Raw genomic sequence first — 18,488 nt, 5'->3', positions numbered from 1 at the left:
ACGAGGACCGACATCCGGCGGGAGCCGCGGCTCAGCGCTTCCGGCGCAGCGGGACGACCCGGGCGTCCTCCGCGCGGCCCAGCATGTCGACCTGCTCCACGTACCGGGCGGGATCGGACGGCCCGTCGCCGGTGAGCGCCCCGTACAGGTGGTGCGCCACCACGTCGCCGATCGCGTGCAGCACGTCGTGGCGCTCCATGCCCGCCGCCGAGAGCCGCTTCGCGGCCTGCCACACCTGCGGCGGGTCGTCGTCCCACAGCTGGTCGGCGACGATCTCGTGCACCGCGATGTGCAGGCGGGGGTTCACGCCGTCGACGACGCCCGAGTCCGGGTCGGCGAGCGCGTCGTGGTACTGCGGGTGCTCCCCCTCGATGAGCATGCCGCGGTCGTCCGGATCGCTCGGGTCGAGGAACGGGAACTCCTCGTCCCCGATGCGGGTGCCGACCGCGGGCACCGCGAACATCCGGCGTTCGAGCAGGTCGGGCAGGTCCTCCGGGCGCGCGTCGTCCAGGTCCAGCCCGGCGAGGTACGCGTCGGCGACGTCGGACGCGAACGGCACGGCACCGCCGGGCCGCCCGATCGAGCAGACCATGTCGTCCACGGCGTCCCGCAGCTCGGCCATCGCCGCGGCGGGGAGCCCCGCCCGCTGCCCCGCCCATTCCGCCCACGCGCGCACGGTGGCCGGGAGCGCGTCGAACTCGTCGTCCGACATCTCCGGACCGTCGTTCAACGTCTCGTCGAGGAACCGGTTGACCAGGCCCGGCCCGACGCGCAAGGGCTGCGCCGGGTCGGCGGTGTTGCCGAACTCGACGAGCAGCTCGGCGCAGCCCCGCGCCGCCTCCGGGAGATCGCGGGCCGCCTCCGAACCGAGGAACTCCTCGACCGCCGCCCGGCACTGCGCCGGGGTGAGCGGGACGGGCGCAGGCGCGGGTGGCGGGGCGGGGAGCAGCCGCACCCGGGCGACGGCGAGCGCGCGCGACGGCGGGAACTCCTCGTCGACGGGCGGCTCGAGCCCGGCCCGCGCCGCCCGGTCGGTCGCGGCGAACGCCGGGACCAGCAGCGCGGCGGCCTCGTCCGGCGCGATCTCGCGCACAGAGGTGGTGGCGGCGTGCAACGCCTCGGCGTCGAGCCCGCGGATGTCGGCGAGCACCCCGTCGGGGTCCTCGGTGACGAACGCGTCCTTCGCCATGCCGTCCAGGGCGTGGTCGACCAGCACGACGACGCCGTGCCTGCGGTCCGCGCGCTCGATGACGAGCAGCACGCTGGTCTGGTCCCCGAACACGTCGCCGTAGGCCCACGCCCCGGCCACCTGCGCGGTGCCCAGCGCCGCGACCCACCCCGGCTCGTCGACCCCGCCCGCGACCAGTGCATCGGCGGCCACCGCGGCCTGCTCCCGCTGCGCGTCGGTGCCGAGCGCCGCGATCACCCGCAGCAGGCCGACGGCGCCCGCGCGCTTGCGCCGCGCGGCGTGCGCCACGAGTCCCTCGCCCAGCAGCACCTCGGGGTCGGCGAGGCCGGGGAACTGTCCCCACCACGCGCCGAACAGCTCGGACACGTAGAGCTCCGCGTCCAGCGCGTCGCCGCCGGACTCGAGCTCGCGGAAGGAGCTCTGCGCCATCCGAGCGATCACGGCGTCGGGCCCCGGCGGCTCGTTCCGGCCGCGCGGCCCCGGCTTCTTGCGCTTGCGTCCCCTGCTCTGCGGGCTCACCCCGCACACCGTGCCAGCCGCGCGCTACCAGTCCTCGGGCGGGTCGACGAACGCCTGACCGAGATCGCGGACCAGCGCCATCGCCCGTCGCGCCCACTCCGGTGCGGCCCCGGCCAGCCCGCAGGTGGGCGTGGGGAGCGCGAGCACGCCGAGGCGGGACCGGTCGAACCCGAGCCGATCGGCGAGATCGAACGCGGGACGGGCGAGGTCGCGCAGCTGCGGGCGGGCCGCGGGCTCGCGCGTGGGCACGAGCCCGAGCAGCAGCGGCGTTCCCGCGTCCCACACCTCGCCGAGCGCGTCGAGCGCCGCAGGCAGCGCCGTCTCCCCGCTGAACACCGGCCGGGTGGCATCGATGCCGACGCCCGCCGCGCCGGTGCCGGCGAGCAACCGGACGGGCGGGCGGTCGGCGCAGCAGTGCACGACCACCGGCACCTCGAGCGCCGAGACGAGGTCCCGCAGGGCGTCCTGGGCCTCCACGCGCCCGACGGCGGGCACCGTGCCGTACCCCGACGCGGTGGGCAGCGCCCCGGCCAGCACGGCGGGCAGCGTCGGCTCGTCGAGCTGGACGAGCACGTGGGCGCCGGTGCGGGCGGCCACCTCCGCCACGTGGGCGCGCAGCCCGTCCAGGAGGCTCGCGGTGAACTCCCGGACCGCGCCCGCGTCGGTCAGCACGCGGTGACCGCTGTGCAGCTCCACCGCCGCGGCCAGCGTCCACGGCCCGGCGGCCTGCACCTTCACCCACCCCGGCCGGGCGAGCTCGCAGGCCTCGTCGAACGCGTCGAGGTCGCCGCGGAGCAGGTCGACGGCCCGGCGGTGGTCCCGGCCGGGCCGGGCCGCGACCCGGTAGCCGGTGGGTACGACCTCGACCGGGATGTCGACGAGCAGCCCGGCCGTCCGGCCGATCATGTCGGCCCCGACGCCCCGCGCCGGCAGCTCGGGCAGGTGCGGCAGCAGCGGCAGCTCGCCCACCACCGTGGCGGCCGCCTCGCGGGGATCGGTGCCGGGGAGTGAGCCGACGCCGGTGGCGGCGCCGTCGGCCCAGCGCGCCGGCGGGACGGCGGCCTCATCGTCCCCGCCGGTGTCGGGCACGACGAACGGGCCGGCACCCACCGTCTCCCCGGGCCTGGCGCCGGCCAGGCCGGCTGCGGCGAGGGCCTCCTCGAGCGGATCCGTACTCACGGGCGGTGTCTACCACCGCCGGGTGGCCGCCATTCCGGGGACCCGGCCGCTACGCGGTGGCGGTGATCGTGGCGCTGCCCAGCACCACGTCGCCTCGGGCGTCCGGGCGGTAGATCGCCACGGCCTGACCGGGGGCGACACCGCGCAGCGGCTCCTGGAGCTCGACGCGCAGGCCGTCGGGCGCCGGCTCGGCGACGGCCGCGGCCACGCCGCCGTGGGCGCGGACCTGCGCGATGCACTCGAACCGGGACCCCGGTGCGACACCCGCGCTCCAGACCGGGCGCCCGGCCTCGATCGTGCGGACGTCGAGCGCGGAGGCGGGTCCGACCGTCACCGTGCCGGTGGCGGGCTCGATGCCCAGCACGTACCGCGGGCGGCCGTCGGCGGCGGGGGCGTCGATGCCGAGGCCCTTGCGCTGCCCCACCGTGAAGCCGTGCACGCCGTCGTGGCGGGCCAGCTCGGCGCCGGTGTCGGCGTCGACGACCGCCCCCGGCCGCACGCCGAGCCGGGTGCCGAGGAACGCGCGGGTGTCGCCGGACGGGATGAAGCAGATGTCGTGGCTGTCGGGCTTGTCGGCCACGCGCAGGCCGCGTTCGGCCGCCTCGGCCCGCACCCCCGGCTTCGGGGTGTCGCCGATCGGGAACATCGCGTGCGCCAGCTGGTGCCGGGTGAGCACGGCGAGCACGTACGACTGGTCCTTGCCCGCGTCGACGGCGCGCCGGAGCTCGCCTGCCACGAGCCGGGCGTAGTGCCCGGTGCACACCGCGTCGAAGCCCAGCGCGAGCGCCTTGTCGAGCAGCGCCGCGAACTTGATCTTCTCGTTGCAGCGCAGGCACGGGTTGGGGGTCTGCCCCGCGGCGTAGGCGGCGACGAAGTCGTCCACCACGTCCTCGCGGAAGCGCGTGGCGAAGTCCCAGACGTAGAACGGGATGCCGAGCACGTCGGCGGCGCGGCGGGCGTCGGCGGCGTCCTCGCGGGAGCAGCAGCCCCGGGAGCCGCTGCGCAGGGCGTCCGGCGTCTCGGAGAGCGCGAGGTGGACGCCCACCACGTCGTGGCCGGCGTCGACGGCGCGCGCCGCGGCCACCGCCGAGTCGACCCCACCGCTCATCGCGGCGAGCACCCTCATCGGGCCACCGCCGTGCCCGCGCGCCGGGCCCGCTCCACGACCTGCCCGATCACGGCCGCGACCGCGTCGACGTCGGCGGCGGTGGACGTGTGGCCGAGGGAGAACCGCAGCGAGCCGCGAGCGGTGGCCTCGTCGGCACCCATCGCGAGCAGCACGTGGCTGGGCTGGGCCACGCCTGCCGTGCACGCCGATCCCGTGGAGCACTCGATGCCCTGGGCGTCGAGCAGCATCAGCAGGCTGTCGCCCTCGCACCCGGGGAACGACAGGTGCGCGTTGCCCGGCAGCCGCGACGGCCCGCCCTCGATCACGCCGGTGCCCGGGTCGCCGTTCACCGTGGCGTCCGGCGCCACGGCGGTGATCCGGGCGATCAGGTCGTCGCGCAGGGCGGCGAGCGCCGGGGCCCGTCGCGGCGCGTCGGCGACGGCGAGCTCCACGGCGGTGGCCAGCCCCACGACGGCGGGGGTGTCGAGGGTGCCGGACCGCACGTCGCGCTCCTGCCCGCCGCCGTGCAGCAGCGGGGTGAGCACCACCTCGCGGCCCAGCAGCAGCGCGCCCGCCCCGATGGGGCCGCCCAGCTTGTGGCCGGTGAGCGACAGCGCGTCGACGCCGGACGCGGCGAAGTCGACCGGGAGCACCCCGACGGCCTGCACCGCGTCGGTGTGCACCGGCACGCCGAACTCGTGGGCGATGGCCGCGAGCTCGCGCACCGGGTTGACCGTGCCGACCTCGTTGTTGGCCCACATCACCGAGACCAGCGCGACCCGCTCGGGATCCTTCGCGAGTGCGGCGCGCAGCGTCTCCGGGCGCACGCGGCCGACGTCGTCGACCTCCAGCGGCTCGACCTCGGCGCCCTCGTGCGCGCCCAGCCAGTGGGCGGCGTCGAGCACGGCGTGGTGCTCGATCGCGGAGACGAGCACGCGGGTGCGGCGCGCGTCGGCGTCCCGGCGCGCCCAGTACAGGCCCTTGACGGCGAGGTTGTCGCTCTCCGTGCCGCCGGTGGTGAGCACCACCTCCGACGGCCGGGCGCCCACGGCGGCGGCGATGCGCTCGCGCGCCTCCTCGACGTCGCGGCGCGCGCGCCTGCCCGCCGTGTGCAACGAGGACGCGTTGCCGGTGCGGGTGAGTGCCTCCGCCATCGCCGCCACGGCCTCGGGAAGCATCGGCGTGGTGGCGGCGTGGTCGAGGTAGGTCGCGCTCGTGGCGGCCACCTCCCCGGGTCGATCGATCCGGAGCCAGGATAGTCGCCGCGACGGGCCGCCCCACGGGCAGCGGGGCGCCCGCCCGTTGGACGAGCGGTACGTCCCGCTCCAGGGCGCAGGCGCGCCGTTCGTACGATCGGCAGCTCCGCTACGCCGCCATCGGTGCGTGCTCCCGGCGGCCGCCGACCGGGTGGGGCACGCCCGTCACCGCCGCGATCGCATCGCCCGCGCGCCGGGCCAGCTCCCGGCGGTCGGCGGACGGCGGGAGCGCGGGCAGGACCGTGAGCTCGCAGTCGAGACCGGGCAGCCGCAGGACCCGCAGCAGCGAGTCCCACAGCGTCTCGTCGCCGATGAACGCGGCGGCGGTGGCCCGCTCCCCGCCGGGCAGCCGCAGGACGACGGCGACCGGCCGCACCGGCGCTCCCGCGTCGATCGCGGACTGGAACACCGCCCGCCGGAACGGTCCCGCCGCGGCGCCGCACCACGTCGTCCCCTCGGGGAACACGGCGACGTCGGCACCCGCCCGCAACGCGTCGGCCGTGTCCGCCACCGTCGCGCGCAGGCCGCGCAGCCCCGCCCGGTCGACGAACAGCGCCCCGCTGCGCCGCGCGAACCCGCCGATCAGGGGCCAGTCGCCCATCTCCCGCTTCGCCACCATGCGCACCGGGCGCACCGCGCCGACCGCGAGCACCTCGACCCAGGACACGTGGTTCACCGCCAGCAGCTCGCCACCGTCGCCGAGCTCGCCCGCGACGAGCAGCCGCACGCCGCTGCACCGCAGCACGGCCCGGTGGCACGCGCGGAGCCAACGGGTCTGCGTACCGCCCCGCAGCAGTGCGCCGCCGACGAGCGCGCCCACCAGCACGGCCGCCAGGCCGCAGAGCCGGGCCAGCACCAGCGGCACCCGCACGCCGGTCCGGTCCACGGGCGGGTGGCAACCGGCCCCGCAGGGCGATACCGGCAGCCAGCCGGACGCCGGGGCCGCGGGGTGGCGGAGCACGGACGTCGCGGACATCTACTGTCCCCCGCCGGAAGTCCGTTGGGTAAGTCGGTGGATCCAGGTTCTCGCTGCGTGTGCCGGGCGGCGGCCCTCGTACCGGGCGTACTCGGGACGCCGGCCGGTGCGCGCAGCGTGGGGCTGGGCCGCCGAATTGTTCGGCGGACTTCCGGCGGGGGGCACTAGCCCTCGCCGAGGAAGAAGCGGGCGTAGCGCTCGTCCAGGTGGTCGAGGCCGAGGAGGACGAAGAAGTCGGCGCAGGCGAAGTCGGGGTCCAGCGCGGGTGGCCCGCACACCCAGGCGCCCAGCCGCAGGTACCCCTGCAGCAGCGGCGGGATCGCGACGCGGCGGGGCCTGCGCAGCACCGGCGGCTGCCACGGCTGCAGCGGCCGCACCCGGTAGGGCTCGGGCGAGAGGTGCCGGGCCAGGGCCCGGTCCCACACGGCCGATGCGGCCGCCCCGCCGTCGGCGAGCGGCACGCTGGCACAGCCCGCGAGCCACCGGTGGCCCGTGAGCAGCATGTAGCGCGCGATACCCGCCCAGACCAGGCCGACGACCGCCCCGTTGCGGTGGTCCGGGTGCACGCACGAGCGCCCGGTCTCCACCAGCGATGCGCGCAGCGGCGCGAGCTCGCCCAGGTCGAACTCACCCTCGGAGTACAGGCCGCCCGCTCGACCGGCCGCTGCGGGCGGCAGCATCCGGTAGTTCCCGACGATCTCGCCGCTGCCCTCGTCGCGCACCAGCAAGTGGTCGCAGAACGCGTCGAAGCGGTCGACGTCGAGTCCGGGTTCCGGGGTGTGCAGCGCGGCGCCGAGCTCCTCGGCGAAGACGCGGTGGCGCAGGCGCTGGGCTGCGCGCACCTCGTCCGGCTCCGTCGAGAGCAGCAGGGAGTAGCGGGTGGAGGCATCCGACTGCGGCGTACGGGCGAGTACCTGCGTCGAGGTCACGCGGGTCTTGGTACGGGCCGTAGGCAACACCCGTTCCCGCATGCATGAACGGCCGGATGGCAAGCCGGTGAACAGCCGATCGATGGAGACCGGCCGGGCGCGGCGCCACCCGACCGCTCGGGCGCCGGGTCAGGGCGGCCCGGCCCCCCACGGCGGCGTCTCCCAGTCGGTGGGGGTTCCCACCGGGGTTCCCGTCCGGTCAACCGCGACGAACCGGAACCTGTTGATCGTCCTGGATTCGACTTCGCCCGAGCACGACTCGGTCGCAGGGCGCCTGGTGTAGTAGTTCGACGTTCCGTCGGTCGGATCGATCTGAATTCCGATCGAAACCCCGTCGCCGTTGAAGTCGCATGCCGCGAAAATCGTCCACCCACCGGAGTCCCTCAGGGTGAGGGTTCCACTGTCGGTGCTGCTCTCGCCGGGATCGGGCGATCCACCCGGCCACCAGATGCGGGTGCACTCGTGCCCACCGTTGCTGATGTCGTGACAACTGCCGGCGGTCGTCGACGGCTCATCCGCATCCGATCCCCGGGGAGCGGTCCTCGTGGCGCCGTCATCGGGCAGCGACGGCGCGGGCGTCTCGCCTCCCGGCGGATCATCCGCGATCCCCTGCGGTGCCCGGAGCTCGGCCGCGTGAACGGGTGCCGCTGCGCCGAGCGCGATCGACAGGGTCGACGCGAGCGCAAGCGCAGCCAGCCCGGCAATCGTCATCCTCACGAATGAAGTCACCTCGACTCCGCTCCGTGTGCACAGGCTCTCAATGCGTACACAATGGCCTCTCATCCAAGTCGACCGGAACGACATCATGTCGATCACCTCAACTCGCACGGCAGCTCACGGGATACGGAAACGTCGAATACTCGCCGTTGCCCGCCCATTTCTTGCCATCGGCCTCGATATCGCCGCGGTCAGCGGCGCCGAACCGGTCCGGACACACGAGTGCCCCGGGCGGATCACCGCCCGGGGCACGTCGGTACCGCTCTGCTCAGCCCTTGCGCTTGGCGATCTCCTCCGTCAGCTGGGGAGCGACCTTGAACAGGTCGCCCACCACGCCGAAGTCGGCGATCTCGAAGATCGGGGCCTCCGGGTCCTTGTTCACCGCGATGATCGTCTTCGAGGTCTGCATCCCGGCCCGGTGCTGGATCGCGCCGGAGATGCCGAGCGCGATGTACAGCTGCGGCGACACCGTCTTGCCGGTCTGCCCGACCTGGAACTGGTGCGGGTAGTAGCCCGAGTCCACGGCAGCGCGGGAGGCGCCGACGGCCGCACCGAGGGAGTCGGCCAGCGCCTCGACCACCGAGAAGTCCTCCGCCGACCCCACGCCGCGGCCACCGGAGACCACCATCGAAGCCTCGGTCAGCTCCGGCCGGTCGCCACCGGTGATCGGCTCCCGGCTCGCCACCGTGGCCGACCGGCCCGGGCTCGCCGGGACCTCCACCGACTCCTCCGCGCCCGCGCCCGGGGCCGGCTCCGCCTCCACCGAACCGGGCCGCAGCGTGATCACCGGGTGCGCACCGTTCGCCTTCGCCTCCGCGGTGTACGCGCCGCCGAACACCGAGTGCGTCGCGCCCACCCCGCCGTCCACAGCGGAAACGGCGACGACGTCGCCGAGCAGGCACGAACCCGTGCGCACCGCCACCCGGCCGGCGATCTCCTTGCCGTCCGCCGACACCGCGATCAGCACCGCCGCCGGGTCCTTCGACTCGACCAGCGAGGACAGCACCGCCACCTCGGGCGAGAGGAACTCGTCGGAGTCGGTCTCGGCGACGTAGATCTTCCCCGCGCCGTACTCCTTCAGCCCGTCGGCCAGCTTGCCGGCCGTGCCCGCAGGGCCGACCACCACCGCCGACGGCTCACCCAGCGCGCGCGCCGCGGTCAGCAGCTCGAACGTACTCTTCTTGATCTCACCGTCGAGGTGGTCGACGAGGACCAGCACCTCAGCCATGACGTCCGTCTCCCTCTCTCAGATGAGCTTCTGGCCGACCAGGAACGCGGCGATCTTCTGGCCACCGTCGCCCTCGTCCTCGACCTTCTCGCCCGCGCTCTTCGGCGGCTTGGGCTGCGACGACGTCACGCTCGACAGGGCGTTCGCGAGGCCCACCTCGGAGGCGTCGATGCCCGCGTCGGCGAGGCCCAACGTGGCCACCGGCTTCTTCTTCGCCGCCATGATCCCCTTGAACGACGGGTACCGCGGCTCGTTGATCTTCTCGTTCACGCTCACCACAGCAGGCAGTTCGGCGCGCAGGGTGGTGACCCCGTCGTCGGTCTCCCGCCGCACCGTGACCGTCGAGCCCTCGACCGTGACCTCACGGGCGTGGGTCAGCGCGGGCAGGCCCAGCACGTCGGCCACCATCGCCGGCACCGCGGCGGACCGCCCGTCCGAGGCCTCGTTGCCCGCCACCACCAGGTCGACGCCCTCGACGGTGCCGATGGCCTTCGCCAGCGCCCGCGCCGTCTGCACCGCGTCCGAGCCCCCGAGGGCCTCGTCCGACAGGTGCACGGCCTTGTCCGCACCCATCGACAGCGCCTTGCGGATCGCGTCCGTCGCCCGGTCCGGACCCATGGTCAACACGGTGACCTCGGACCCGTCGTGGGCCTCCTTGAGCTGCAGGGCCGCCTCGACGGCCCGCTCGTTGATCTCGTCCAGCACCGCGTCGGTGGCGTCGCGGTCCAAGGTGCCGTCGGACCGGAGTTTCCGCTCCGAGTACGTATCGGGCACCTGCTTGACCAGCACGACGATGTTCATCGGACCTCTTCGACCTCCTGCCGGTGCGGACGTGCCGCGATGGGCCTGTCGGACGCTCGGCGTCCCGCGCCGACAATGCCATCACCGAGTGGGTTCGGCGCTACGGGACGCCCGGTTCGGGCAATTGTTACCAGCGGGTAGCGGCGCGGCAAACGTCCCGCAGGTGAGACTCCTCACCCGCCCCGTGTACACAGGCGTGACAGCGGGTAACCATGACATATGCCGCTAATGGACCGAATCCGCGCATTCCTCGCCAGCCCGCAGGGCAGGCGGCTCACCGACCAGGGCAGGCGCATGGCCTCCGACCCGCGCAACCGCGAGCGCGCCCGCAGCTTCCTCGCACGCCTGCGCCGCCGCTGACTCCGTCCGGCGGCGGACCGGAACGCCGACGGGCGAACCTGCCCCGCAGGGCGCACGCCCGGACCCGTACGCGAGTACTGTCCGGCCACCCGACCCGCGGAGCCGCGCATGTCCCTAACGGCCCGACCCGGGCGAGACCGCCGCCCGCCCGTGGGCGGTGGCAGTGTGGTGGACGTGGTCGACCACCCACCCCTGCGGCCCCGCCGCACCGGCCCTGCGCGGCGCCGATGATCGTCACCGGTTACGACGACCGGCAGGGTTGCGGTTACGTCCTGCGCACCGGCGCCGACGCCACGGACGGGGTCCCCGTCGGTGAGGAGATCAGCTACGAGGGCGTCGTCGTGCGCGCCACCCCCGAGCTCGCCGCCATGCTGCGGGACGCGTTGCGCGACCGGCCCACCGCGCTGCTGAGCTGGCAGGGCCCCCGGGTGCCGCTCACGCTCGAGGACGGCGTCCTCCTCGCATGGCTCATGCACGACGTCGGCGGCGTGCTGTCCGTCCGCGGCGCCCCCCGCCCTCCCCCGGTCGGCTGAGCCGCCCGGGATGTGCCCGAGCGGAGGACCTGCAGCGGGGCCCTACGCCAGGCGGCGGACGCGCAGGACGTTGTCTGTCCGGTGGCCGGGGCGGCCGTCCGGGTCGGGGAGTTCGCGCTCGACCACCTCTTCGAGCTCGACGACCCACCGCCGCGGCTCGAGCTCCAGCGCGCCGAGCACCTCGCCCGTGGTCGGGAAGTGGTGCTCGAAGGGCGGGACCTCCTGCCACGACGGCCACCCGGCGTGCCCGGCGACGAGCAGGACGCCGCCCGGGGCCACCGCGGCCGCGGCCCGGCGGAGGATCGCCTCCCGCTCCCCCTCGGCGGCCACCGGCGAGTGGAGGAACTGCGCCGACACGAGGTCGAACGCACCCTCCGGGAACGACCGGGACAGGTCGTGGCGCTCCCACCGGATCGCTTCCGCGACCCCGGCCTCCCGCGCGTGGTCCGCGCCGCGGCGCAGGGCCGTGGCGGAGACGTCGACGGCGGTGACCCGCCAGCCCCGGGCGGCCAGCCAGATCGCGTCCCCGCCCTCCCCGCACCCGAGGTCGAGCGCGGAGCCCGGCGACAGCGGTGCGACCTCGCGCACGAGGAGCGGGTTCGGCCGGCCGCTCCAGACGCGCTCCTCGTCCCCGTAGCGCTCCTCCCAGAACTCCTCTGCGCTCATCGTGGCGTCCGTCGTCGCGCCCGTCGTCGTGGTGTCCCGATTCATGACCACACGGTGCCCGCAGGCGGCGCACTCTGGCAACGAACCTTGCCGTTCCGGCAACTAGGGTGTGCGCCGTGACCGTTGCCCGCTCCGTCGCCCTGTTCGTCCTCGCCGCGCTCGCCGAGATCGGCGGGGCCTGGCTGGTCTGGCAGGGCGTGCGCGAGCAGCGCGGCCTGCTCTGGGCCGGCGCCGGGGTGCTGGCTCTCGGCGCCTACGGGTTCGTCGCGACCCTGCAGCCGGACGCGCACTTCGGCCGGATCCTCGCCGCGTACGGGGGCGTCTTCGTGGCCGGCTCGCTGCTCTGGGGCGTCGTGCTCGACGGGTTCCGGCCGGACCGCTACGACATCGCCGGTGCGGCGATCTGCCTCGTCGGCGTCGCCGTGATCATGTACGCCCCGCGGCCGGCCTGAGGCGGTGCACCCGTGACCCCCGACCCGACCCTCCCACTCACCGGCGAGCGCACGGTGCCGGGCATCCCGCAGGAGAACTACTGGTTCCGCCGGCACGAGGCCGTGTACGTCGCGCTGCGGGACCGGTGCGCGGACGCGCTGGTGCTGGAGGCGGGCTGCGGCGAGGGGTACGGCGCCGGGATGCTCGCCGAGGTCGCCGCCGGGGTACTGGCGCTGGACCTCGATCCGCTGACCGCCGCGCACGTCGCCCGCCGCTACCCCCGCACGGCCGTCGCGCGGGCGAACCTCGTCGCGCTCCCGGTGGGCGACGAGTGCTGCGACGCGGTGGTGTCGCTCCAGGTGATCGAACACCTGTGGGAGCAGGGGCGGTTCCTGCGCGAGTGCCTCCGCGTGCTGCGCCCGGGCGGCGCCCTGATGCTGTCCACGCCGAACCGCCTCACGTTCTCCCCTGGTCGCGACACCCCGCTCAACCCGTTCCACACCCGGGAGCTGTCCGCCGCGGAGCTCGCCGGGCTCGTACGGGACGCGGGCTTCGCCGGCGTCGAGGTCCACGGCCTGCACCACGGACCGCGGCTGCGCGAGCTCGACGCCCGCCACGGGGGCTCGCTCGTCGACGCCCAGGTGGCCGTGGCGCTCGGCGGCGGGGCGTGGCCCGTGGAGCTGAAGGCGGATGTCGGGTCCGTGACGGCCGCGGACTTCGTGCTGCAGGACGCGGAGGCCGACGCGAGCGTGGACCTGGTGGCGTTCGCGATCCGGCCCTCGATGTCAGCAAAGCCACTTTCCCGACACCGGACGTCATGAAAGTGGCTTTGCTGACGTCCGGCGACGCCTGGCCCGTAGCGTTCCTCGCGTGACCGAGCCCGTCGGGACGTTCTGCCTGGTGCTGCACAGCCACCTGCCGTGGCTCGCGCACCACGGGCGCTGGCCCGTCGGCGAGGAGTGGCTCTACCAGTCGTGGGCGCACGCGTACCTGCCGCTGCTCGACGTCGTGCGCAGGCTGGCGACCGAGGGCAGGCGGGAGCTGCTCACGCTCGGCGTCACGCCGGTGCTGGCCGCCCAGCTCGACGACCCGCACTGCCTGCGCGGGGTGCACGGCTGGCTCGGCGGCTGGCTGCTGCGTGCCCACGGTGCCGCGGCCCGCCTGCCCGAGCTCGCCGCCCGGGAGCACCGGGCGGCGACCGGCGCGCTGGAGGTGTTCGAGCGCGACTGGCGCCACGGCGCCTCCCCGCTGCTGCGCGCGCTGGCGGGCGCCGACGCGCTCGAGCTGCTCGGCGGCCCGGCGACGCACCCGTTCGGCCCGCTGCTGCAGCCCGACGTCCGCGCGTTCGCGTTGGAGAGCGGGCTGACCGACGCGGCGGTGCGGCTCGGGTCCCGGCCGGCCGGGATCTGGGCGCCGGAGTGCGGGTACGCCCCCGGCATGGAGCGGGGGTACGCGGCGGCGGGGGTGCGGCGCTTCCTCGTGGACGGCCCGGCGCTGCGCGGGGACACCGCGCTCGCCCGGCCCGTCGCCGCATCGGACGTGCTGGCGTTCGGCCGCGACCTCGAGGTGACCTACCGGGTCTGGTCGCCACGGTCGGGCTACCCCGGCGGGCGCGACTACCGCGACTTCCACACCTACGACCACCCGTCGGGCCTCAAGCCGGCGCGGGTGACGGGGCGGCGGGTGGCCCCGGAGGCGAAACGGCCCTACGACCCGGCGCGCGCCGTCGCGGCCGTGGCGCGCGACGCCGCCGACTTCGTGCGCGTGGTCCGCGAGCGGCTCGTCGCGCTGCGCGAGCGCCTCGGCCGGCCTGCGCTGACCGTCGCGGCGTTCGACACCGAGCTGTTCGGGCACTGGTGGCACGAGGGCCCGGCATGGCTGGAGACGGTGCTGCGCGCACTGCCCGAGGCCGGCGTCCGGGTCACGACGCTGCGCGGCGCCGCGGACGGCGGTCTGGTCGGCGCGCCGGTGGCGCTGCCGGCGTCGTCGTGGGGGTCGGGCAAGGACTGGCGGGTCTGGGCGGGACCGCAGGTCGCCGACCTGGTGACGCTGCAGGAGCGGGTGCAGAAGGCGCTGCTCGCCGCCGCGGTCCCGGGGCTCGCGCGCGACCCGGTCCGCGACGCGCTGGCCACCGAGGCCCTGCTCGCGCTGTCGAGCGACTGGGCGTTCATGGTCAGCAAGGACTCGGCGGCGGGCTACGCGCGCGAGCGGGCGGCGGGGCACGCCGCGCGCGTCGAGGAGCTCGCAGGCCTGCTGGGCGCAGGCCGTTGGCGGGCGGCCGAACGCCGCGTCGCGGGCTGGGGCGGCGACGACGCCGTCTTCGGCCATCTCGACGCCCGCGGCCTCACCCGGAGCCATTCGGCTACCCACCGGTAGGTTCCACCCGTGCGCGTGCTGATGGTCTCCTGGGAGTACCCGCCGGTCATCGTCGGTGGGCTCGGCCGGCACGTGCACGCCCTCGCCACGGAGCTGGCCGCGGCCGGGCACGAGGTCGTCGTGCTCTCCCGCCAGCCCGCCGGCAGCGACGCCTCGACGCACCCGACCACCGACGAGCAGTTGGACGGCGTGCGCGTGCTGCGCGTGGCCGAGGACCCGCTGCACCTGGAGTTCGAGCGCGACCTGGTGGCGTGGACGCTCGCGATGGGCCACGGGATGCTGCGCGCCGCGCTGACCCGGCTGCTCCCGTCATGGCGCCCGGACGTGGTGCACGCCCACGACTGGCTGGTCGCGCACCCGGCGATCGCGCTGGCCGACGTGCTCGAGGTCCCGCTCGTCGCGACGGTCCACGCCACCGAGGCCGGCCGCCACGCCGGCTGGCTCTCGTCGCCGCTCTCCCGCCAGGTGCACTCGGCCGAGTGGTGGCTCGCGCACCGCGCCGACACGCTGATCACCTGCTCCGCTGCCATGCGCGCCGAGGTGGCCGAGCTGTTCGAGGTGGACGCCGATCCGATCGTGGTGCTGCACAACGGCATCGCGCCGCGCCGCTGGCGCGCGAACGCGGCCAGGGTGCGAGCAGTGCGCGACCGGTACGCGCCGGGCGGCGCGCCCGTGCTGATGTACTTCGGGCGCCTGGAGTACGAGAAGGGCGTGCAGGACCTGATCGCGGCGCTACCCCGGATCCGCCGCGCCCACCCGGGAACGCGCGTGGTGGTCACCGGCACCGGCACCGCGTACGACGAGCTCGTGGCCGCGGCCGCGAGGCACCGGGTGCGGCGCAGCGTGACCTTCACCGGCCACCTGCCCGACGCCGACCTCTCGGCCCTGCTCCGCGCCGTGGACGCGGTGGTGCTGCCGAGCCGCTACGAGCCGTTCGGGATCGTGGCGCTGGAGGCCGCCGCGGCGGGTGCGCCACTGGTGGCCTCGACGGCGGGCGGTCTCGGAGAGGTGGTGGTGGACGGGGAGACGGGCCTGTCGTTCGCGCCCGGGGACGTGGCCGGCCTTGCCGGTGCCGCGGGTGCCGTGCTCGACGATCCCGGGGCGGCTGCCCGGAGGGCCCGCGCCGCGCGGAAGCGTCTGGGGAGCGCGTTCGAGTGGGGGCGCATCGCCGCCGGCACCGCGTCGGTGTACGCGAGCGCCACCCGCGGCAGCGCGGCCGAGCCGGGCCGCCCGAAGATCCCGACGGGGAACGTCTTCGGGCGGGGCTAGCTCACTCAGGCCGCGCTGCTGCGCAGCACCTCGAGTGCTGCGTCGGGGTACTCGCTGGCGAGCTGCTCCACGAGATCGTCGCGGTTCTCGCCGACCGCCGCATTCACCGCGAAGGTGTACTCCTCCTCGAGCTCCTGCAGCCGGCGGACGGTGGCGTCCTTCATGGTCGGAACGCATCCTCTCGGAACGGGTTGTGATTCCACCGTGACCAACGGAGTGGACTCCCGCTTCGTTCCCGGAAGGATCTCGGCATGCCGAGGCTCACACCGCGGAGTGACCTGGCGAGCCCGACTGCGCGAGCCGCTCCTGCACCGCGGCGGCGGTCTTGCGGGCGACGTCGGCGAGGGCGGCCCGCCGCTGCGCCGCGGCCTCGTAGTCGGCCTTCCGGTCCCGCACCACGCGGGCGGGCGCGCCCACCGCGATCGAGTACTCCGGCACGTCACCGCGCACGACGGCGTGCGCGCCGAGGACGCAGCCCCGGCCGATGCGGGACCCGCGCAGCACGGTCGACTTGACGCCGAGCCAGCAGTCGGGCCCGATCCGCACCGGCGTCTTGACGATGCCCTGGTCCTTGATCGGGACGTGCACGTCCTCGGTGCGGTGGTCGAAGTCGGTGACGTACACCCAGTCGGCGACGATCGTGGCGGCGCCGATCTCGACGTCCAGGTAGCAGTTGATCGTGTTCTCCCGGCCGAGCACGACCTTGTCGCCGATGCGCAGCGATCCCTCGTGGCAGCGGATCGCGTTGCCGTCGCCGATGTGGACCCACCGGCCGATCTCCAGCCGCCCGTAGCCGGGACGCGCGTGCAGCTCCACCCGCCTGCCGAGGAAGACCATGCCGCGCAGCACCACGTGCGGGTTGGCGAGCCGGAACCGCAGCAGCCTCCAGTAGCGCACGAGGTACCAGGGTGTGTAGGCGCGGTGGCGCAGGACCCAGCGCAACGAGGCGAGCGTGAGGAAGCGGGCCTGCCGCGGGTCGCGCCGACCCGCGCGACCCCACCTGTGGCGCACCGGCGCGCCCCACATGCTCGTCATGGGCGCGACCCTATGACGTGGGGCCGGGCGGCTTGCACGGGCGGCGGTGATCGGCGAACGTCTGCTGTGTGTCCCGGATCGCCGTGATCGGCAGCGTCAACCTCGACCTCGTGGCCCGGGTGCCGCGCCTGCCCGAGCCGGGCGAGACGCTCGCCGCGAGCGGGTTGCGGCGGGTGCCCGGTGGGAAGGGCGCGAACCAGGCGCTGGCCGCGCGCCGGCTCGGCGCAGACGTCACGATGGTGGGCGCGGTGGGCGCCGACGCGGCCGCCGACGAGGCGCTCGCCCTGCTCTCCGCCGACGGGGTGCGGCTCGACCGCCTGCGGCGCGAGCCGGACGAGCCCACCGGCCACGCGCTGATCACCGTGGACGACGCCGGCGAGACCACGATCGTCGTGATCGCCGGTGCCAACGCCACCCTGTCCGTCACACCGGACGACGTCCGCGACGCCGACGCCGTGCTCACCGTCCTGGAGGTCCCCGACGCCGCCGTCCGCGACACCGCGCGGCTGGCCACGGGCATGGTCGTGCTCAACGCCGCGCCCGCGCGCCCCCTGGACCCCGAGCTGGTCCGCCGCGTCGACCTCGTGGTGGTCAACTCGGCCGAGTACGCCGCGATCGACGGGCTCGACGCCGCGGGCGCCGTCGCCGTGACCTACGGCGGCAAGGGCGCGGTGCTGCGCCGCGGCGGGCGCGAGGTGGCCCGCGCGGAGCCGCCGCCCGTCACCGTGGTGGACGGCACCGCGGCGGGCGACACGTTCACCGCCGCGCTCGCCGTCGCACTCCTCGACGGCGCGTCCGACGGCGAGGCGCTGCGCCGGGCCTGCGCCGCCGGGGCGCTGGCCGTCACGAAGGCGGGCGCGCAGCCGTCGCTGCCGACCGCCGCCGAGCTGGAGGCCGTGCTGTGAACGGGGTGACCACGCCGATCGTGATCGACACGGACCCGGGCGTCGACGACGCGGTGGCGATCATGCTGGCCATCGCGTCGCCCGAGGTGGAGGTGAAGGCGGTCACCACCGTCTTCGGCAACGTCGCGCTGGACGCCACCACGTCGAACGCCGGCCGCCTCCTCGCGCTCTGCGAGCGGGCCGACGTCCCGCTGGCAGCGGGCGCGGCCCGGCCGCTGGTGCACCCGCAGCGCGGGCTCGCGGCGGAGTGGCACGGCACCGACGGGCTCGGCGGGCGGGCGGCCGCGCTGCCGGCGCCCGCCGCCCCGGACGGACGCACCGCGGTCGAGCTGCTCGCGGACGTACTGCGGGCGTCGGACCGGCCCGTGACCCTCGTGCCGATCGGGCCGCTGACGAACATCGCGCTCCTGCTCGCGGTGCACCCGGAGCTGGCCGGCCGGATCGGGCGGATCGTCTGGATGGGCGGGTCGCTGGGCGCCGGCAACACCGATGGTTTCACTGGTGGGCCGCCGCCTCGCTCCGCTGAGGCGTCGACCCACCAGACACGCGGTGGCGGGGTGGCCGAGTTCAACGCCCACTGCGACCCCGAGGCGGCGCACCGGGTGCTCACCCAGGCCGACGTGCCGGTGACGATGGTGCCGCTGGACCTGACGCTGCGCTGCCCCGCCGGGCCGGAGTGGATCGACGCACTCGCCGCCGCAGGCCCCCGCTGCGCCGCGCTGGCCGCGGTGATCACGCACTACCGGGCGGCGTTCCGGGAGCGCTACGGCATCGACGCCGTGGCCGTGCACGACGCGGTGGCCGTGCTGGAGGCCGTGCTCCCCGGGACGCTGCGCACGACCGCGAAGCCGATCGCGGTGGCCTGCGACCTCGGCCCGGCCCGCGGCGCGACCGTGGGGATGCCCGAGGGCTCTGGCCCGCCCGTGCAGGTGGCCCTCGACGCCGACACCGACAAGGTGCTGGCGGAGATCCTGGAGCGGCTGCGCCGCCTGGGCTGAGGCCGCACCTTC

20 protein-coding genes are annotated in these 18,488 nt (G+C 75.4%); 8 read left to right on the top strand and 12 right to left on the bottom strand.

Going from position 1 to position 18,488, the window contains the following annotated elements; genetic code table 11:
* Positions 1 to 31 precede the first annotated feature (31 nt).
* From ABEA81_RS37000 to ABEA81_RS36960, 9 genes are all read right to left on the bottom strand, one after another.
* Entirely contained in the window at positions 32 to 1,708 is a 1,677-nt protein-coding gene (locus ABEA81_RS37000; protein WP_345611849.1) for a DUF1841 family protein, read from the bottom strand.
* 24 nt (positions 1,709 to 1,732) lie between these two features.
* Complete coding sequence (locus ABEA81_RS36995) at positions 1,733 to 2,797, bottom strand: uroporphyrinogen decarboxylase/cobalamine-independent methonine synthase family protein (protein WP_345611933.1); 1,065 nt, start codon at positions 2,795 to 2,797, stop codon at positions 1,733 to 1,735.
* 139 nt (positions 2,798 to 2,936) lie between these two features.
* Complete coding sequence (mnmA, locus tag ABEA81_RS36990; RefSeq protein ID WP_345611847.1) at positions 2,937 to 4,013, bottom strand: tRNA 2-thiouridine(34) synthase MnmA; 1,077 nt, start codon at positions 4,011 to 4,013, stop codon at positions 2,937 to 2,939.
* Positions 4,010 to 5,173 (bottom strand): cysteine desulfurase family protein, encoded by a 1,164-nt coding sequence (locus ABEA81_RS36985; RefSeq protein ID WP_425570821.1) that lies wholly within the window; start codon positions 5,171 to 5,173, stop codon positions 4,010 to 4,012. Before ABEA81_RS36985 ends, mnmA begins: the two co-directional genes overlap by 4 nt.
* Before the next feature lie 187 nt (positions 5,174 to 5,360).
* Entirely contained in the window at positions 5,361 to 6,227 is an 867-nt protein-coding gene (locus ABEA81_RS36980) for a lysophospholipid acyltransferase family protein (protein ID WP_345611843.1), read from the bottom strand.
* Positions 6,228 to 6,391: 164 nt separating this feature from the next.
* The gene (locus tag ABEA81_RS36975) at positions 6,392 to 7,156 is read right to left on the bottom strand and encodes a GNAT family N-acetyltransferase (protein WP_345611841.1); all 765 of its coding nucleotides are present in this window, start codon (positions 7,154 to 7,156) and stop codon (positions 6,392 to 6,394) included.
* A gap of 129 nt (positions 7,157 to 7,285) precedes the next feature.
* Positions 7,286 to 7,885 carry a hypothetical protein gene (locus ABEA81_RS36970; RefSeq protein ID WP_345611839.1) on the bottom strand — a complete coding sequence of 200 codons (600 nt, stop codon included), beginning with the start codon at positions 7,883 to 7,885 and terminating at the stop codon, positions 7,286 to 7,288.
* 256 nt (positions 7,886 to 8,141) lie between these two features.
* Positions 8,142 to 9,101, bottom strand: coding sequence for an electron transfer flavoprotein subunit alpha/FixB family protein (locus ABEA81_RS36965; protein WP_345611838.1), 960 nt, complete (start codon positions 9,099 to 9,101; stop codon positions 8,142 to 8,144).
* Positions 9,102 to 9,119: 18 nt separating this feature from the next.
* A complete protein-coding gene (locus ABEA81_RS36960) occupies positions 9,120 to 9,902 on the bottom strand; it encodes an electron transfer flavoprotein subunit beta/FixA family protein (RefSeq protein WP_345611836.1) in 783 nt (260 codons plus the stop codon).
* 228 nt (positions 9,903 to 10,130) lie between these two features.
* Here ABEA81_RS36960 and ABEA81_RS36955 point away from each other — a divergent pair, with 228 nt between their 5' ends.
* Both ABEA81_RS36955 and ABEA81_RS36950 read left to right on the top strand, forming a co-directional pair.
* Positions 10,131 to 10,262 (top strand): hypothetical protein, encoded by a 132-nt coding sequence (locus tag ABEA81_RS36955; protein ID WP_345611835.1) that lies wholly within the window; start codon positions 10,131 to 10,133, stop codon positions 10,260 to 10,262.
* Between the two features lie 227 nt (positions 10,263 to 10,489).
* Entirely contained in the window at positions 10,490 to 10,795 is a 306-nt protein-coding gene (locus ABEA81_RS36950; RefSeq protein ID WP_345611833.1) for a hypothetical protein, read from the top strand.
* Positions 10,796 to 10,837: 42 nt separating this feature from the next.
* On the opposite strand, the gene ABEA81_RS36945 is transcribed toward ABEA81_RS36950, so the two are convergent.
* A complete protein-coding gene (locus tag ABEA81_RS36945; RefSeq protein ID WP_425570819.1) occupies positions 10,838 to 11,461 on the bottom strand; it encodes a class I SAM-dependent methyltransferase in 624 nt (207 codons plus the stop codon).
* Between the two features lie 116 nt (positions 11,462 to 11,577).
* Between ABEA81_RS36945 and ABEA81_RS36940 the strand changes: the two genes are divergently transcribed.
* From ABEA81_RS36940 to ABEA81_RS36925, 4 genes are read left to right on the top strand one after another with little or no spacing between them, the layout of a single operon-like run.
* Positions 11,578 to 11,913 (top strand): YnfA family protein, encoded by a 336-nt coding sequence (locus ABEA81_RS36940; protein WP_345611830.1) that lies wholly within the window; start codon positions 11,578 to 11,580, stop codon positions 11,911 to 11,913.
* A gap of 12 nt (positions 11,914 to 11,925) precedes the next feature.
* Positions 11,926 to 12,714 carry a class I SAM-dependent methyltransferase gene (locus ABEA81_RS36935; protein WP_345611828.1) on the top strand — a complete coding sequence of 263 codons (789 nt, stop codon included), beginning with the start codon at positions 11,926 to 11,928 and terminating at the stop codon, positions 12,712 to 12,714.
* A 49-nt stretch (positions 12,715 to 12,763) separates the two neighbouring features.
* Positions 12,764 to 14,269, top strand: a complete 1,506-nt coding sequence (locus ABEA81_RS36930; protein WP_345611826.1) for a glycoside hydrolase family 57 protein — start codon at positions 12,764 to 12,766, stop codon at positions 14,267 to 14,269.
* Between the two features lie 9 nt (positions 14,270 to 14,278).
* Complete coding sequence (locus ABEA81_RS36925) at positions 14,279 to 15,538, top strand: glycosyltransferase family 4 protein (RefSeq protein WP_345611824.1); 1,260 nt, start codon at positions 14,279 to 14,281, stop codon at positions 15,536 to 15,538.
* 5 nt (positions 15,539 to 15,543) lie between these two features.
* On the opposite strand, the gene ABEA81_RS36920 is transcribed toward ABEA81_RS36925, so the two are convergent.
* The gene (locus tag ABEA81_RS36920; protein ID WP_345611822.1) at positions 15,544 to 15,702 is read right to left on the bottom strand and encodes a hypothetical protein; all 159 of its coding nucleotides are present in this window, start codon (positions 15,700 to 15,702) and stop codon (positions 15,544 to 15,546) included.
* A gap of 97 nt (positions 15,703 to 15,799) precedes the next feature.
* Complete coding sequence (locus ABEA81_RS36915; RefSeq protein WP_345611820.1) at positions 15,800 to 16,573, bottom strand: acyltransferase; 774 nt, start codon at positions 16,571 to 16,573, stop codon at positions 15,800 to 15,802.
* A 68-nt stretch (positions 16,574 to 16,641) separates the two neighbouring features.
* Between ABEA81_RS36915 and ABEA81_RS36910 the strand changes: the two genes are divergently transcribed.
* Both ABEA81_RS36910 and ABEA81_RS36905 read left to right on the top strand, forming a co-directional pair.
* Positions 16,642 to 17,478, top strand: coding sequence for a ribokinase (locus tag ABEA81_RS36910; protein ID WP_345611818.1), 837 nt, complete (start codon positions 16,642 to 16,644; stop codon positions 17,476 to 17,478).
* A 5-nt stretch (positions 17,479 to 17,483) separates the two neighbouring features.
* A complete protein-coding gene (locus tag ABEA81_RS36905; RefSeq protein WP_345611817.1) occupies positions 17,484 to 18,476 on the top strand; it encodes a nucleoside hydrolase in 993 nt (330 codons plus the stop codon).
* Positions 18,477 to 18,488: the final 12 nt, after the last annotated feature.

The organism is Pseudonocardia adelaidensis (assembly GCF_039543345.1).
In the GTDB taxonomy this organism is placed as follows: Bacteria; Actinomycetota; Actinomycetes; order Mycobacteriales; family Pseudonocardiaceae; genus Pseudonocardia; species Pseudonocardia adelaidensis.
Note: the sequence above shows the minus strand (reverse complement) of the source record. Positions and strands in the feature narration are given on the sequence as shown.